The 16,024-nt window shown below is 61.9% G+C and carries 11 protein-coding genes; 3 read left to right on the top strand and 8 right to left on the bottom strand.

Annotation, left to right across the window (positions count from 1 at the left end; all coding sequences use genetic code 11):
• Positions 1–69: 69 nt before the first annotated feature.
• The 7 genes from F3J14_RS06720 to F3J14_RS06690 all read right to left on the bottom strand — a co-directional run bounded on the left by F3J14_RS06720 (position 70) and on the right by F3J14_RS06690 (position 11,521).
• Entirely contained in the window at positions 70–4,293 is a 4,224-nt protein-coding gene (locus F3J14_RS06720) for a glycosyltransferase (RefSeq protein ID WP_166722340.1), read from the bottom strand.
• Between the two features lie 71 nt (positions 4,294–4,364).
• Complete coding sequence (gene wecC, locus F3J14_RS06715; protein ID WP_168736138.1) at positions 4,365–5,678, bottom strand: UDP-N-acetyl-D-mannosamine dehydrogenase; 1,314 nt, start codon at positions 5,676–5,678, stop codon at positions 4,365–4,367.
• A 45-nt stretch (positions 5,679–5,723) separates the two neighbouring features.
• The gene (gene wecB / locus F3J14_RS06710; RefSeq protein WP_166722338.1) at positions 5,724–6,905 is read right to left on the bottom strand and encodes a UDP-N-acetylglucosamine 2-epimerase (non-hydrolyzing); all 1,182 of its coding nucleotides are present in this window, start codon (positions 6,903–6,905) and stop codon (positions 5,724–5,726) included.
• 136 nt (positions 6,906–7,041) lie between these two features.
• Positions 7,042–8,832 carry a polysaccharide biosynthesis/export family protein gene (locus tag F3J14_RS06705; protein ID WP_166722337.1) on the bottom strand — a complete coding sequence of 597 codons (1,791 nt, stop codon included), beginning with the start codon at positions 8,830–8,832 and terminating at the stop codon, positions 7,042–7,044.
• A gap of 127 nt (positions 8,833–8,959) precedes the next feature.
• Positions 8,960–10,066 (bottom strand): lipopolysaccharide biosynthesis protein, encoded by a 1,107-nt coding sequence (locus F3J14_RS06700; protein WP_166722336.1) that lies wholly within the window; start codon positions 10,064–10,066, stop codon positions 8,960–8,962.
• Positions 10,059–10,664 carry an ABC transporter ATP-binding protein gene (locus F3J14_RS06695; protein WP_228906926.1) on the bottom strand — a complete coding sequence of 202 codons (606 nt, stop codon included), beginning with the start codon at positions 10,662–10,664 and terminating at the stop codon, positions 10,059–10,061. Before F3J14_RS06695 ends, F3J14_RS06700 begins: the two co-directional genes overlap by 8 nt.
• A gap of 53 nt (positions 10,665–10,717) precedes the next feature.
• The gene (locus F3J14_RS06690) at positions 10,718–11,521 is read right to left on the bottom strand and encodes an ABC transporter permease (protein WP_166722335.1); all 804 of its coding nucleotides are present in this window, start codon (positions 11,519–11,521) and stop codon (positions 10,718–10,720) included.
• Between the two features lie 329 nt (positions 11,522–11,850).
• Between F3J14_RS06690 and F3J14_RS06685 the strand changes: the two genes are divergently transcribed.
• Entirely contained in the window at positions 11,851–12,663 is an 813-nt protein-coding gene (locus F3J14_RS06685; protein ID WP_166722334.1) for a mechanosensitive ion channel family protein, read from the top strand.
• A gap of 69 nt (positions 12,664–12,732) precedes the next feature.
• Here the strand turns inward: F3J14_RS06685 and F3J14_RS06680 are convergent, their stop codons facing one another.
• Positions 12,733–13,416, bottom strand: a complete 684-nt coding sequence (locus F3J14_RS06680) for a DedA family protein (RefSeq protein ID WP_166722333.1) — start codon at positions 13,414–13,416, stop codon at positions 12,733–12,735.
• 173 nt (positions 13,417–13,589) lie between these two features.
• On the opposite strand from F3J14_RS06680, the gene mutL reads away from it, so the two are divergent.
• Both mutL and miaA read left to right on the top strand, forming a co-directional pair.
• Complete coding sequence (gene mutL, locus F3J14_RS06675; RefSeq protein WP_166722332.1) at positions 13,590–15,575, top strand: DNA mismatch repair endonuclease MutL; 1,986 nt, start codon at positions 13,590–13,592, stop codon at positions 15,573–15,575.
• A partial coding sequence (miaA, locus tag F3J14_RS06670; RefSeq protein ID WP_166722331.1) for a tRNA (adenosine(37)-N6)-dimethylallyltransferase MiaA occupies positions 15,572–16,024 on the top strand: 453 nt, incomplete at its 3' end. The genes mutL and miaA, both read left to right, overlap by 4 nt.

Here is a 16,024-nt window from a genome sequence, read left to right as displayed (position 1 = left end):
ACCCGCATCGTTATCCCTTTCAGGTCCGCCCCTTTCAGGCATGCACGATTCCCGGCACGGCATCGCGAATCATCGCGAGAGCGAGGGCTCTCGCGATCCAGCCTCTTCGGAGTCCCCCACAAAGCACGCCATTTCGCGTTGAATCACCGCATCGTGAGCACTCTGCCGTCGCACGCGCTGCGCCGCAGCGACACTCATGTCTGCAAACAGCCGCGGGTCCCGAATGATCGCCAGCAGGCCTTCGGCAAGTGCGTGCGCGCCCTCTGCCGGCGCGAGCACACCGCACGTTGCATCGACGAATTCCGGAATGGCAGCAACCGCATTGGTCACCGGGACAAGGCCCGACGCCATCGCTTCGTCGCGCGAAACGCCCTGCGTATCCATTCTCGACGGGCACAAAAATACGCCGTACTCCTTGTGCAGATCGGCGATTTCGCGTTGCGTCAGGAAGCGCCGCTCGATTGTGACATTCGAGAATCCGCGAAGCGGCGCGACGGTCTCGTCGAACAGCGCGCCGTCGCCGATCAGGTGGAATTGCATCCGGTCGAAATCTGGCTGGCCTGATAGCGCAAGAATCGCACCGACACTCAGATCGTTGGCATAGACCTTGGACGCATACGGCCGAATCGACAGCACCTTCCAGCGCAGTTGGGCATCCTTCTCGACATAGTCGAATCGCGTGGTATCGATCGGGTTATGGATAACGCTGTACGCATCGTCAGGCAGCATCAACTCGAGGTCTTCCATCGCGGTTGTCGCGAGATACTTCGAGACGAAGACAAAGTGCAACGAGGGCGGCCGATCCGTCAGCAGCGTCCGCCAGAATTGCGCGCGGCGCTCGCTCTTCAGCGCAGCGGCGGAACGTTGCTCGGCATCGTCATACAGGAATGCGCGACGCTCGAAGCGCTGGATGTCGGCGCCGTGAACCCAGACGACGATCTTCAGTCGATCGGCGTAAGGCTTCAGCGCGCGCCACATCGCATCATCGAGGAAGTGGACCAGGACCGAGCGATATCGCCCCGTCTGCAGCAGTCGGTCCAGTACCTCCGCGCCGCCCGTCATCACATCAACGTTCTCGAACTCCTGAAACTCCATCGTTTGTTCGTCACGGAAGCGGAACACGTCGCATCGCACGCCATGTGCGCGATAGGCGCGCACCCGGCTGTGCACGAAGGCGTTGCGATACAGGTCGTCGTAGGACGGGTAGTGGTTTGTCAGGACGAGATGTTCGCCCTGGGAAAACATATCCGCCGGCAGGAGCGAGCGGTGGCCGAGCAGCAACGATTGCACGCGCGCGGAGCCGCCGGCGTAGACCCGCAAGCCGACCCGCAAGTACGCCGTGCCCGCCGGCACCTCGATATCGTGATTGCGATTCGAAGCCTTCACGACATGGCCGATCCGCGCTTTTTCGCCATCGAGAAAAAGTACGACAACCTGCACGTTCAGACCCGGCGAAACCTCAAGATGGAGCTGAAGCTTCCCGTTATCGACCGACAGATCGGCCGGCGAAAAATTGCGATCGGCGTACCAATATTCGTGTGAGCCATCGGGCAACGCCGAATCGACCTGCAGACAGCCGCCGCGCTCGACCATCGATACACGACTGTTCGCCGGCGCCTTCGTCAACAGCGATGCCAGATCGGTACCGCGCAACTGCGGAAGGGCATTGCTGTCGAGTCGCTCCGGAGCGACTGCCTCCGCTCTGCGCTGCATTTCATCGAGCGTCAGTCCGTGATCGGACAGGACCACATCGTCAACGGTCGCGCGGCCAGCCTCATCCAGCGCGACACCACTTCGGCAGTAGTTGAATTCGTCGACAGCGAAGCACGAAGCGTCGTTGAACTGCGCGGTATACAGTTCCCTCACCCAGTCGCGCAACGATACCGCGGGCAACGTATCGAAACGCGCGATACCCGATCGCGCAGCGATCTCGGTAACGAAGGTATATGCTGCGTCATCCCGAAGCAGGGCCAGGCCTTTGCTGCCCGACCATACATACTGGGCAGCCTTGCCGATCGCTCGCGCCGATGTGTAGCGCGTCGCCAGCGCGAGATCCGTCAGATAGTGGGCACCGTAGTAGTCGTCCGCGACCATGACGGAGAGCCACGCGGCAGGCGATGCCAGCGCCTGCAACATGACCGTATCCGATTCAAGCGCAGACAACACGCGCACCGCGTCTCCGTCCGGCACCCCGGCCGGGTCGAACTGCTCCGGCACGACCAACAGCAGCGTCTTGGCCCGATATTGCTGCCGCTCGAACGCGCGCAGCAGGCAGTCGGCTTGTGCCTGATCCTTGGCGTACGCAACCACGATGATCTGCGGAAGCAGCGACGGCAAGGTCTCCTCGCTGACCTTCGAGATAACGTAAGCCAGTCGATCCTGATACGTATGCTCGAGCATCACCTTGCGAAGCGCGGCAAGGCGGAGCTTGCGCGCGCCTGCTTCGTCGTTGCCGAATGCGTCGAGACGTCGCCGAATCTCAGCGCCGCTATCGCTCGTCACGACCAGATCGCCGAACATGAGGCGCACGCCGCGCGAGAAGTTGCTGATCGTGATCGTGTTGGACGCCAGCAGTTCATAGACGCGACGCGCGAACATCGACTGTGACTGCTTGATCGAGTTGAGGTTGATCGCGTATCGATAGCCCTTGTATGCCTTGTCGATCTCCGCGTACGGCAGATTGCCGACGACAAACGGCTGGTATTCCTCCGGAAACTGGTAGTTCGCGTCGCTTTTCCCGTAGTTTCTGTCGTAGATTTCCAGCGGTCGAAACTCGGGCAAATTGACGATGAAGTTCCCCAGATCCCGCGTGCGCTCCGGATATCGAACGTAATAGGCACCGGCAAAGCAGAACGCGTCTTTCCGTTCGTACTTCTCGACGGGATTGTTGACGAGCGGTTGAGCGGCGAACGGCAGCAGATAGACCCGATCGTGGCCGAGTGCGGCCTTGTAACGATGGATGCAGTCGATGTCCGTCGTAAAGACGAAATCGAACAACTTCGCGGTCGTCAGGAACGTCTCGAAATGGACCGGATCCTCCTTGTTCCAGAAGATCGTCGGAATCTTGTGATCGCGACACCATAGAACGATGCCGAGGACTTCCTGACTGAGGTGGCCGACCTTGCTGCCCCAAAGATCATCCTTCCCGCGCCACGCCGATTCAATGAACAGCATGTCCGGATTGAACGCATTCAATTCGGTCTGCCAGTGAGCGGGCGTCAGCTGCAGGAGGTTGCACTCCGGATCGTACGAGCCGAACGTGAACTCGTCCATGATGGCCGCGACCTTGAGTTGCTTCATCCGATGGGCAAGCTGCTGCCCGTCATCGTCGTGCAAACCCTGCAGCCGCGCACGCGCAGCGACCGCGACATGCTCGACGGCGTCTGCGCGCGATGAAATCGGCGCCGCTTGCAGCATCGGGCGAACGTTGGAACTCTTGAGCCCCTTGGCTTGGCTGTCGTCACGGCGCTGCTTCGACAAACGGTGAATCGCCAGCAGCTTGCCCGGCAGGGCGAAGAACCCGCTCCACGACTTGGTGCCGAATATCAGCGCGTGCCCAAGCTGAAACGACAGTGTGTTCTTCGTCCGGAGTACCTGCTGATTTGCGGCGATCAGTTGTTGACGCAAGCGTTCGATCTGCGCGTTCGCTTCGGTGAGTGCCATCCTGTTGCGGACGGCGTCCAGCTTGATTTTCTCGAGGATCGTCGACGATGACTTGGCTTCCGAGCGCAGCACGGAGAGCATCGAGCCCAGCTCCTGGCGCTCGATCGCGCGCGCACTGCGTTCTGCTTCCAAAGCCGCAATCTTTTGTTCGAGCGCCGCAACGCCGATCGCCTGCAATTGCTCCTGCTCGCGGGCAACGGCCCTTGCCGCATCGATCTCGCTGGTCAGGCTGCTGATCGTCTCGCCGTGCCGTGTAAGCTCGTCCGCAAGCGCTTCGATCGTGACACTGGTGTCCTCGCGGTACTGCCGGAAAGTCTCCTCTTCCCGTTCACGTATTGCCTTCAACCCGTTGAATCGGCTCGTGAGATCGGTGATCGTCTGCTGATACCCGGTCACCTCCGCCGCGTCGTCGACGCGCAGCGATGTCAGGCCGTTGTCGATACTTGTCGTGGCCTCGCGAGGATCGCTCAACCGCGCGGCTTCCTCCTCCAGCAGCGACACGAGTTCGTCCTGCGCGGCTCGTTCGGCCCGCAAGGTCGCGCATAGCGCCGCATAGCGATCGCGCTCCCGTCGCAAAGCGGCAATCTCTTCCAGACCATCACCCGCACCGACATCGACATTCACGCTCATCCCGACTTCCCTGCCTTTTCAAATTCGTCCTGACTTTTCCGCGCCATGCCCGGAGCGCGGACGGGAGCCACTCAACCCCAGATGCCTTTTGTATCGACGAGTCGCTGTGTTTCGCGCAGAGTCGGTTTCATCGCCTTGAATTGCGCGTGATCGACCAGCATGACCAGAACGTCCGCGCGTGCCAGTGCGCTGTCCAGATCCATCAATCGCGCGCCGCCAAGCTCGAGCTTCTCCGGCATCGCGTCGATATGCGGCTCGACAACGAGGACTTGCTCCGGATACGCGTCGGCGAGCTTGTGTGCAATATCAAGCGACGGACTTTCTCGCAAGTCATCGATATTCGGCTTGAACGCAAGACCGAAGCACGCAATTCGGATGTCGCGTCGCGGTTTTCCGGCTTCGCACAGCGAATCGACCGCAGCGCGCACCTTGTCGATCACCCATAGCGGCTTCGAATCATTCACCTCCCGAGCCTGTCGAATCAACTTCGCCTGGCCCGGCGTTTTGTTGACGATGAACCACGGGTCGACCGCGATGCAGTGACCACCGACGCCCGGCCCCGGCTGGAGAATATTGACGCGCGGATGGTGATTCGCGATATTGATCAATTCCCACACATTGATGTCGAGCTTGTCGCAAATGAGGGAAAGCTCATTGGCAAACGCGATATTGACGTCGCGGAATGCGTTCTCGGTCAGCTTCGACATCTCCGCCGTACGCGCGTCCGTGACCAGCAACTGACCGCTGACGAACGTGCGGTAGACCTCTTGCGCACGTGCTGCGGAAAGCGGATTGACGCCACCGATCACGCGATCGTTTTCGATCAGTTCGCGAATCACCTGTCCGGGAAGGACACGTTCGGGACAATAGGCGACGTAGACGTCGCAATCACCGCCGTCCTTCTCCGGAAATACGAGGTCCGGTCGAGCGCGCGCCAACCATTCCACCATCTGCTCGGTCGTCCCGACCGGCGAGGTCGACTCGAGAATGACGACGTCGCCCTGCTTGAGAACCGGGGCAATCGATTCGCACGCGGCCTTGACGTATGACAGATCCGGCTCGTAGTTACCGTGAAACGGTGTCGGCACCGCGATCATGAAAGCGTCTGCGGCTTCGGGCCGAGTTGTCGCGCGAAGCCACCCCTCTTTCACTGCCGCGTGCACGACGATATCCAGTTCCGGCTCGACGATATGAATCTCGCCTCGATTGATCGTATCGACAGCATGCTGGTCGATATCGACACCTACGACCTTGATCTTGCGCGACGCGAGCACGGCCGCGGTCGGAAGACCGATATATCCGAGTCCGATGACGGATATGGATTGGATGGCATTTTTCACGGAACGTCCTTGATGATGTATGGAGGCGCGGCAACGCTTCGACATGCCGCGCGAATCAGGGCTGACTGATCGCCCTTGCCGTGCGCGGCATTACCCGGCGAACGCGCGAACCGAACCTGGAATCGAAGAGAACGCCTGTGGATCGCTGCGATCGCTTTCACCGACGAGGTGGCGCACGATGCGTTCGCACGCGCGGCCATCTCCATACGGGTTGTGCGCACGCGCCATGTCCTCGTAGCGCACCGGGTCGTCGAGCAATTCGCGACAGGCCGCGACAATTCGACTGCTGTCCGAACCAACCAGTCGAACCGTTCCGGCCGCAACCGCTTCAGGCCGCTCCGTCGTATCGCGCATCACGAGCACCGGCTTGCCGAGCGACGGCGCCTCTTCCTGAATTCCCCCCGAATCGGTGAGGATCAGCGTGGCGCGCGACATCAGATAGACGAATGGCAGATAGTCCTGAGGCGCCAGCAGGTGAACGTTCGAGATGCCGGAGAGAATCTCTTCCGCCGGTTGCTTGACCTGCGGATTCAGGTGAACCGGGTAAACGAAATCGACGTCCGTGTAGTGCGCCGCCAGTTGACGGATCGCCTGACAGATATTCCGGATCCCTTCCCCGAAATTTTCCCTGCGATGCGCCGTCACGAGCACCATGCGGCGCCCGCCTGCAAGCGCCGGAAACGCGTCGTGCATCTGGCGCTGGAGTGCCTCATCGTGCTTGAGCCTGCGCGTAACCGTGAGCAACGCGTCGATGACGGTATTGCCCGTCACGATGATGTCCTCGTCGCGAACCCGTTCCGCGACGAGGTTCTCGCGCGACGCCTCGGTCGGCGCGAAATGAATGTCGGCGAGCTGGCCTGTCAGCTTGCGATTGCCCTCTTCGGGCCACGGCGAGTACATGTCGCCGCTACGCAGCCCCGCTTCGACGTGCCCCACCTTGATCTTCAGGTAGAACGCCGCCAGCGCGCTCGCGAACGTGGTTGTCGTATCGCCATGCACCAACATGTAGTCGGGCCGATACGATGCGAGAACGGGCGTGATCTCGTTCACGATGTCGCACGTGATCGACTGGAGCGTTTGCCCCGCCTTCATCAGATTCAGGTCGTAATCCGGCTTTATCTCGAAAAGTTCGAGTACCTGGTCCAGCATTTGCCGGTGTTGTGCAGTGACGCATACGCGACAATCCACACCCGACCTCCCCCTAAGCGCGTGTACCAGCGGCGCCATCTTGATCGCCTCCGGCCGCGTGCCAAACACGGTCAGAATTTTCATGATAATTATCGTTGCTATTATTTTTACGAGCCCCCGAAGGAGCAATCTGCCGGTGCGTTCGTGCCAACGAGCCGCCCGCGGCCCTCTCGGTGTCACATGACGCGCCCTCTACGCGTCATGTGACGTGCTGCAACCATCACCAGAAGATCAGCTTCGCGGCCACTGCGATTTGATAGAGGATCTGCGTAATCCCGCGCGTGATCTCGATACTCTTCGACCTCACCTTCGGTAACACCATCAGCTCATCGCCGGCCTCGACCTTCGCACCGCTGTCGGCCAGTTCGGCCTTGCCGTTTTGGTGAATCACGATGATCTTGCTGTTGTCGGCCTTCTGCGTGTATCCGCCGACGTGCGCGACATAGTCACTCGTCGTCATGCCCGATTGCCATTCGACCGCGTTCGGGAAGAGCACCTCTCCATGCACCATGACGACACTGGTTCTTTCGGGGATGTTGATGACGTCGCCATCCTCCAGAATCACGTTGCCCATCGTCTGCTCGTTGAGCACGACCTGCCCCTTGAACTCGGTCTTGCTCGCGAGCGCGGCAAACTTCGTGATGTTCTCGGCTTCCTTCGAGCGCAGATTGGCTTCCTCGCTCGTCGCGGACGGCGCGGACAACGCCGCCTCCTGAAGCTTCTGCAGTTCGACGCCCAGCATTTCCTTTTGCCGATCCGCCACCGACTTGCGGAACAACTGGGCCTCGTCCACGCGTGACAACGGATTTTTGCGAACCTGGCTCAGCACCTGCGCCATCGTGGAACCATACGGGAGCACCAACGCATGCTCTCCCGAATGGGCGCCCTCGACGCGAACCTGAATCGTGCCGGCGTAGCGATCCGACGTGACCGCGAGCTGATCGCCGTCGTTGAGTCTGACGTTCGAAGCGTTCGAAATCGGGTAATACTCGGTGGTCCGTTCGGTGCCCTGGCGACGCACGATGCTGACATGCGTGGCCCCCGGTTTCGGACGCGCAACCGCAAGCGCCTGCTGAAGCGTAATGACCGGCGTGGCGAACTCGAAGTCGTATGCGTTGTAGACCTCGCCTCGCACCGTGAAGACGTGTTCGCGCGGCCCAACGACGATCACGTCGCCATCGGCCAGCTGCAGCTGATCGATCTCGCCATTCAACAAGAAGTCGTACAGGTTGAAGCGCTTGCGCACCACCCCGCCGCGCTTGACCATCACGTCGACATAGCTGCCTCGGTCGACGTCGACGCCACCGGCTTTGTCGAGATAGGACAGGATGCTTTCCGACGCGATGCCGCCATACATGCCCGGCTGCTTGACATATCCAGTGACGAAAACCTTCACCGGCTGCGCGACGTCCAGGCTGGCATAAACGTTCACGTTTGCCTTGTAGACTTTGCGCACTTCATTCAGCACACGCCCGTTCAAGTCGGCATTTCGAACCCCGGCGACCGTCACCGGCCCGACATTCGGCACGAAGATATTTCCCTGCGGATCGACGGTCAGCTGGCCGTCGAATACGAAAGCACCCCACATCCGCAGCGTAACGGTGTCACCAATGCCGACCTGATAACCCGGATTGAAGCCGGTCCCCCGACTGTTGTGGAAGGTCCCGCCGAACAACTGCGAGCCGAACATGCTGTTCGGCGCCTGCGGAGCGACACTGACGTCGACCGGACTCGGAGCCATCCCTCCGGGTCCGCCTTGCTGACGCGACACCTTGCCGCCTTGAAGCATCATTGCCCCGGCCGCAACGTCGTTCGGGTTGTACCCGAAACCCGTCGAAGCGGCGCCGCGCTGTCCACCGTCAGCCGCGCCCCTGGACGACGTCGAGCCACTATCGCTGTCGGTTGCCGAGAGCCCGAACAGCGTATCGCTGAACCCGGCCCAACCCGCTGTGCTCGCGGCGCCCAGCATCAGGGCAATCAATGCCTTTCGGCCTGTTGATAGATTGATCATCTCAATATTTGCGTTCGTCGATGCCTGCTTGCATTCGCCACCCCGTCACGGCAACGACGCTGTACCAGCCATTCAAGTTCGTGCGAACTACCACCCCGATACGAAATCCCGGCGGCAGTCGTGTCCGTTACGTCCGGTGATCTTCGATGATCGCTTGCGCCAGCCTCACGACACCGAACAACAACAACAATCCGACAACGAGGGACATCATGATGTGAAGCCTGCGCGGGTACTCGGCCTCTTCCGGCAGGTTGGGCGTCACGATCACGGACAGGCTCTTTGCCTTGTGCCCCGATTCGATCCGAGCCTTCTCGAATGTCGACAGCGATACCTTGTACAGGTCGGTCGCAAACTGGAGGCGAGACTTGAGTTCCGTGTACTGCGCGGCCGTCCGGTTCATCTTGCCGTCGCCGGGCGCACTGAGCTTGGCTCGCTCGACGGCAATCTGCGCGACAAGGGCCGATAGCGCGTTGCGCTTCGCTACGACCGGCGGCGCGTCGTCGTTCATGTAGGTCTGCAGGTTGCGCAATTCCGCTTCGAGCTCCGCCTGCTTCGACTGCATTTCGACCACCATGCGTCCGCCCGCTTCGGCGCTCGCCGTCGGGTCCAGCATGCCGGTCTTGTTTTCAAATGCGATCACCGCATCACGTGCCGTCTTGACTTCGTCATACGAGCGGTCGATTTCCTCACGCGCAAACAGCATGTCGTTGCGCGAAATGCGATGCGACAACTCGTTCAGGAAAGCTTCGCTTTCGCTCAGCAACGTTCGATTGAACGTCTGCGCGAAGGCCGGCGACAAACCTTGCGTCCGAATCGTCAAAAGCCCCGTCTTGTCGTCCACATCGACGCTGACACGCCGCATGTAGTACTTCAGCGTTTCCTCTCGCGTGGCTTGCGGCGAAAGCCGGTTGAACAAGTCCAGCCCGACATGTCCGAACGCCTCCTTGAGCTTCAGCCGCGCATCCACTTTCGCCAGCATGTCCGGCGATTCGATGTACTGCTTGAGCACGACGGCGTCGTCCCGCGCCGATGCATCGGCCCCTCCCCCAAGCAGCGCCTGAATATTCAGCCCCGTGCCGACAGAACGTCCGGAGTCCTTGACCAGCACCTGCGATTCACTGACGTAGCGATCCCGGGAAACCAGCCCGAGATACAACCCACACACGACAAGCGGTACCGCGACAAGCGACACCTGCAGCCGATGCCCGCGCAGCTTCCCCAACCAATCAGACATTGTTCTCTTGCTTGTAAACTTCGATCGCCTCATTCACGTCGGGGTAGTACGTGACTTTCCCGTCGCCGATCAGCAACCCGACGTCGCAGACCCGACTTACTTCGTCGAGGCCGTGCGACACAAATATGAACTGGCTGACGGCGCGCCTGGCCATCATCAACGCCTCGCTTTTTTTTCTGAAGACGGCATCGCCGACTGCCGTCACCTCGTCAATCACGTAGTAGTCGAAGTCGAACGCCATCGACAGCCCGAAACCCAAGCGCGCGCGCATGCCGGTGGAGTAGCTGCGGATCGGCATGTCGAAGAACTTGCCGAGTTCGCAGAAATCCGCGACAAACCGCACCTTCTCCGCCAGCTCGCCCTTGCTCGCGTACAGGCGCGCGACGAACTTGACGTTCTCGCGCCCCGTCATGCTGCTTTGGAAGCCGTTCGCGAGACCGACCGGCCACGAAATGCGCCGGTTCGTCACGACCCGGCCGCGATCGGGCCGATCAATGCCGCCGATGATGCTGAGCAGCGTGCTCTTGCCGGCGCCATTACGCCCGATCAGACCAATACTTTTCCCCGATGGCACTTCGACATTGACGTCCTTGAACACGTAATGTCGACCCGACGGTGTCTTATACGATTTCGTGAGATTCTCGAGTCGAATCATGATCGCAGCAGGGAGGGTTCACGGGCCTTGTACAGGGCCATACCAGCGAACAGAACGACAAGCGCGCAAAACGCGGGGTATGCGAGACCGACGTTTTCAACCGCGTATGCCGGCACGATCGTATGCCGCAATAACTCGAGAATATGAACCAGAGGATTCCACAATACCCAGCTGCGGTATTCCGCCGGAATGGTCGTCAGCGGATACATCACCGCACTGGTGAAATAAAGGGGCCGCATGAACAACGGGATGACCTTCTCGCTGACCGGAAATTCATGACCGATAACCATGAAAATGATCCCGATACCCAGCCCGAGAAGCACCAGTATCGCCCAAATTCCGGCGAGTTCCGGGATATCACCCAATTGGACCGGCTGCCCTCCGAGGCCGAGAATAACCAGCAATACAACCAGGACCACCGCGCTGATAATACATTCGAGACCCGCACGTGCAATCAGTGTATCCAGCGGATGCACCGGACGATAGCTCAGCAGTCCGAGATTTGCCTCTAGCGCGTTCAACGATCGCAGCGCAATGTTGATGAACATGAAGTACGGTACCAGACCGCAGATCAGAAATACAGGAAACGAAATACCGGGCATCGTATGTTTCGCAATCAACCCCAGGATTGCGAACAATACGAGCATGTGAACGACAGGCTCGAGAAATACCCACAGGTACCCAAGCCTGTGCTTGCCGAACCGGGTCTTCAGTTCGCGCAAAAACAATGCATAAACGACTCTTCGCTGAATAGCAAATGCTTCGCCCAGCCTGGAATCCCCGTTTGGCGGTTCTGCCATACCCAACCCCGGTCCCACTTTTATCGTTTGCGCCCCGTGCGTGGTGAAACTTTTGCCCCACGCTCCTGAATTTTAAATCACCTCAAACTACCGAGGCGCCGCATTGTACCAGCTTACAAGCAAGAAAACTTCCTTACTTTTAAATGTGTTAACGCTTCTATACATACTTTCGATTTTCGCAACACAGCTGCTTGCGGCAGTAAAAAATGCCAATCCTTTGTTGCGCAATGCAGACCTACGAATTATCACCGCAGCACGTTGTAAAATCCGGTAATAATCAGACTATATACAGCCTGAAACTGCCACATTCACCCCACTGCGGAGCCCCCATGCCGAACCTAGAAACCGCCCAGCAATTCCTGATGACCCGCGGCCTCGACCTCGGCCTGAATCTCCTCGCCGCGGTCGTCTTATGGTTCATCGGCCGCTGGGCGATCCGCATCGGCACCCGCCTGCTCGGCAAGGTCGTGCGCCGCAGCGGCAAGGTCGACCCGACGCTCACCGACTACCTGACCTCGGTGGTCGGCGTGCTGCTGACGATCCTGCTGATCCTCGCGATCCTGCAGATCTTCGGCGTTCAGACCACGTCGTTCGCCGCACTGCTCGCCGGCCTGGGCCTCGCAATCGGCACCGCCTGGGGCGGCCTGCTCGCCCATTTCGCCGCCGGCGTGTTCATGCAGGTGCTGCGTCCGTTCAAGATCGGCGACGTGATCAGCGCGGGCGGCGTCACGGGCACGGTGAAGGAGCTCGGCCTGTTCGGCACGACGATCATCACCGCCGACAACATCGTGACGATCGTCGGCAACAACAAGATCTTCTCGGACAACATCGCGAACTACAGCGCGACGCCGCATCGCCGCGTCGACCTGACCGCGAAGATCGCGAACGGCGTCGATGCCGTCGACGCGATCAACCGCCTGAAGACGCAGATCCAGGTGATCCCGAATGTGCTGAAGGTGCCCGCGCCGGACGTCGGCGTGCTGCAGTTCACGCCGGAAGGCCCGCTGCTGTTCGTGCGCCCGTCGACGCAGCCGGAGAACTACTGGCAGGTGTACTGCGATACCAATCGCGTGATCCTCGAGACGTTCCGCGACGCGCAATACCCAACGCCCGAAACGCCGCTCTCGCATCGCAATACCTGAACCGCACGGACGAAAAAAAAGCGTGGCAACCGCCACGCTTTTTACTGCGCCGAAGAGAAACGTGCCGGCTCAGTGCCCGCCCGTCTTCCGCGCATCGCCCGAGTGCCGCCCGCGCACCAGCTTCCACAACGCGCCAAGCGCGATCGGCACGATCGCCGCTCCGATCCCCACCAGCACGATCACGTTCAGATACTGGCGGATGAACGGGATATTGCCGAAGAAGTAACCGAGCAGCACCAGCAGCAGCACCCAGACCAGCGCGCCGATCACGTTGAACAACTGGAAGCGTGCGAAGCTCATCGACGACGCCCCGGCAACGAACGGCGCGAACGTGCGCACGACCGGGATGAAACGCGCGAGCACGATCGTCTTGCCGCCGTGCTTGTCGTAGAACGCGTGGGTCTTCTGCAGCGCCGCGCGGTCGAGGAAGCGCTCGAGCACCGGGATATGAGTATTGAACACCTTCGGCCCGACCCAGCGGCCGATCACATAGTTCAAGGTATTGCCGGTAATCGCCGCGATTAGCAGCAGCACGATCAGCACGACGACGTTCATGTCGCCCGTCGCCCCGAACGCGCCGCCGATGAACAGCAGCGAATCGCCGGGCAGGAACGGCAACACGACGAGCCCCGTCTCGCAGAACACGATCAGGAACAACACCAGATACACCCATGCGCCGTACTGCCGGATGAAGTCGCCGAGGAACGCGTCGATATGCAGGACCAGGTTGATGAAATGAAGCAGCGTATCCAAATGCGATTCCTCGATGGCGAAAAGGCCGCAGCGGCCGGAAAAAGCGGAAGCGCCCGCCAGACAAGGCGGCGCGCGGAACGGAGCCATCATACCGAAACTACCTTAAGGCTCCGTGAAAAAACGTAACTACCCGCGGCCCCGGCATGCATCCGCCGCCTCGCTATAATTCGGCCATGTCCGATATCACCGAAACGGCCGCGGGCGCCGCGCCCGCCCCCGCTGCGCGCCCGCTGCGCGCGATCCAGCCCCTGCCCGACCAGCTGATCAGCCAGATCGCCGCCGGCGAGGTCGTCGAACGCCCGGCGTCGGTCGTCAAGGAGCTGCTCGAGAACGCGATGGACGCCGGCGCGACGACGCTGCGCATCGTGCTCGAGGAAGGCGGCGTCAAGCGCATCTCGATCACCGACGACGGCTGCGGGATTCCGCCCGGCGAACTGCCGCTCGCGCTGATGCGCCACGCGACGAGCAAGATCCGCTCGCTCGAGGAGCTCGAGGCGGTCGCGACGCTGGGTTTTCGCGGCGAAGCGCTCGCGTCGATCGCGTCGGTCGCCGAGATGTCGATCACGAGCCGCACGGCCGACGTCGCCCATGCGACGAAGATCGACGCGACCACGGGCGCGCTGTCGCCGGCCGCCGGTGCGGTCGGCACGACGATCGAGGTGCGCGAGCTGTACTTCAACACGCCCGCGCGCCGCAAGTTCCTGAAAAGCGAGCAGACCGAGTTCGGCCACTGCCTCGAAATGATCCGCCGCGCGGCGCTCGCGCGGCCGGACGTCGCGATCTCGGTGCTGCACAACGGCAAGGCCGTCGAGCACTGGAACGCGACCGAACCCGCGCAACGCGTCGCGAAGATCCTCGGCGACGGCTTCGCCACCGCGCACCTGCCGCTCGACGAGCAGGCCGGGCCGCTCGCCGTCTACGGCTGCGCGGGCCTGCCGACCGCGAGCCGCGGCCGCGCCGACCAGCAATACTTCTTCGTCAACGGCCGCTTCGTGCGCGACAAGTTGCTCACGCACGCGGTGCGCGCGGCGTACGAGGACGTCCTCCACGGCGACCGCTACCCGTCGTACGTGCTGTTCCTCGACCTGCCGCCCGAAGCAGTCGACGTGAACGTGCACCCGTCGAAGATCGAAGTGCGGTTCCGCGATTCGCGTTCGATCCACCAGTACGTCTTCCACGCGGTCCAGCGCGCACTCGCCCGCCATGCGGGCGCATCGCCGGAAACCACAGCGGGCGGCCACGCCGCGCAACTCTCACCGACGCCGGGCGGCCCCGCGTCGTTCCTGAATACGCCGCTCGGCCTGGGCGCGGCCACCGGCACGGGCGGCAGCGGCTTCTCGTCGCCGTCGTCATCCTCATCGTCGGCCGGCAACACGTGGATGCGCCAGGCGCGCATGACGCAGGGCACGCTGCCGGTCGCGCAGCCGCTCGCGCTCTACGACGCGCTGTTCGGCCGCAAGGACACGGGCGCCGGCACGCCGGACGGCACGACCGTCATCGCGCACGATTCGGCGAGCGCGCCAACCACGCCGCCGGGCTTCGTCGCGTCGCCGCTCGCGGCCACCGCGCACGACGAGCAGCCGCTTGGCTTCGCGCTCGGCCAGATCCACGGCATCTACGTGCTCGCGCAGAATGCGCACGGCCTCGTGATCGTCGACATGCATGCGGCGCACGAGCGGATCCTGTACGAACAGTTCAAGAACGCGCTCGCCGACCGCACGGTCGCCGTGCAGTCGCTGCTGCTGCCGATATCGATGACGGCGACGCCGGTCGAGATCGGCACGGTCGAGGAAGAGCGCGACACGCTCGAATCGCTCGGCTTCGACCTCGCGGTGCTGTCGCCGACGACGCTCGCAATCCGCGCGGTGCCCGCGCTGCTGAAGGATGCGGACCTGCAGTCGCTCGCGCGCGCGGTGCTCGCCGATCTGCACGCGTTCGGCGGCTCGCGCGTGCTCACCGAGCGCCAGCACGAGCTGCTCGGCACGCTCGCATGCCACCACGCGGTGCGCGCGAACCGGCGCCTGACGCTCGATGAGATGAACGCGCTGCTGCGTCAGATGGAGGCAACCGAACGCGCGGACCAGTGCAATCACGGCCGGCCGACGTGGTATCAGCTCACGCTGAACGATCTCGACCGCCTTTTCATGCGCGGGCAATGAGCGCTTCACCGCAGTCCCGTCCGACGACGATCGCCTGCCTGCTCGGCCCAACCGCGTCGGGCAAGACGGCCGCCGCGCTGGCGCTCGCCGCGCGCCGCCCGATCGAGATCGTCAGCGTCGATTCGGCGCTCGTCTACCGCGACATGGATATCGGCACCGCGAAGCCGACACGCGGCGAACGCGCGAGCGTGCCGCACCATCTGATCGACATCATCGACCCGGCCGATGCGTATTCGGCGGCCGAATTCCGTGCGGACGCGCTGCGCCTGATCGGCGAGATCGCCGCGCGCGGCCGCACGCCGCTGCTCGCGGGCGGCACGATGCTGTACTACAAGGCGCTGACGCAGGGCCTCAACGACCTGCCGACCGCCGATCCGGCCGTACGCGCGGAGCTCGACGCCGACGCCGCGCGCGACGGCTGGCCCGCGCTGCATGCGCGGCTCGCGCAG

Origin of the sequence: Burkholderia sp. Tr-862, assembly GCF_011753085.1 — a bacterium.
In the GTDB taxonomy this organism is placed as follows: Bacteria; Pseudomonadota; Gammaproteobacteria; order Burkholderiales; family Burkholderiaceae; genus Burkholderia; species Burkholderia ambifaria.
The sequence above is the reverse complement of the archived record's forward strand: the minus strand, read 5'-3'. Positions and strand labels throughout refer to the sequence as shown.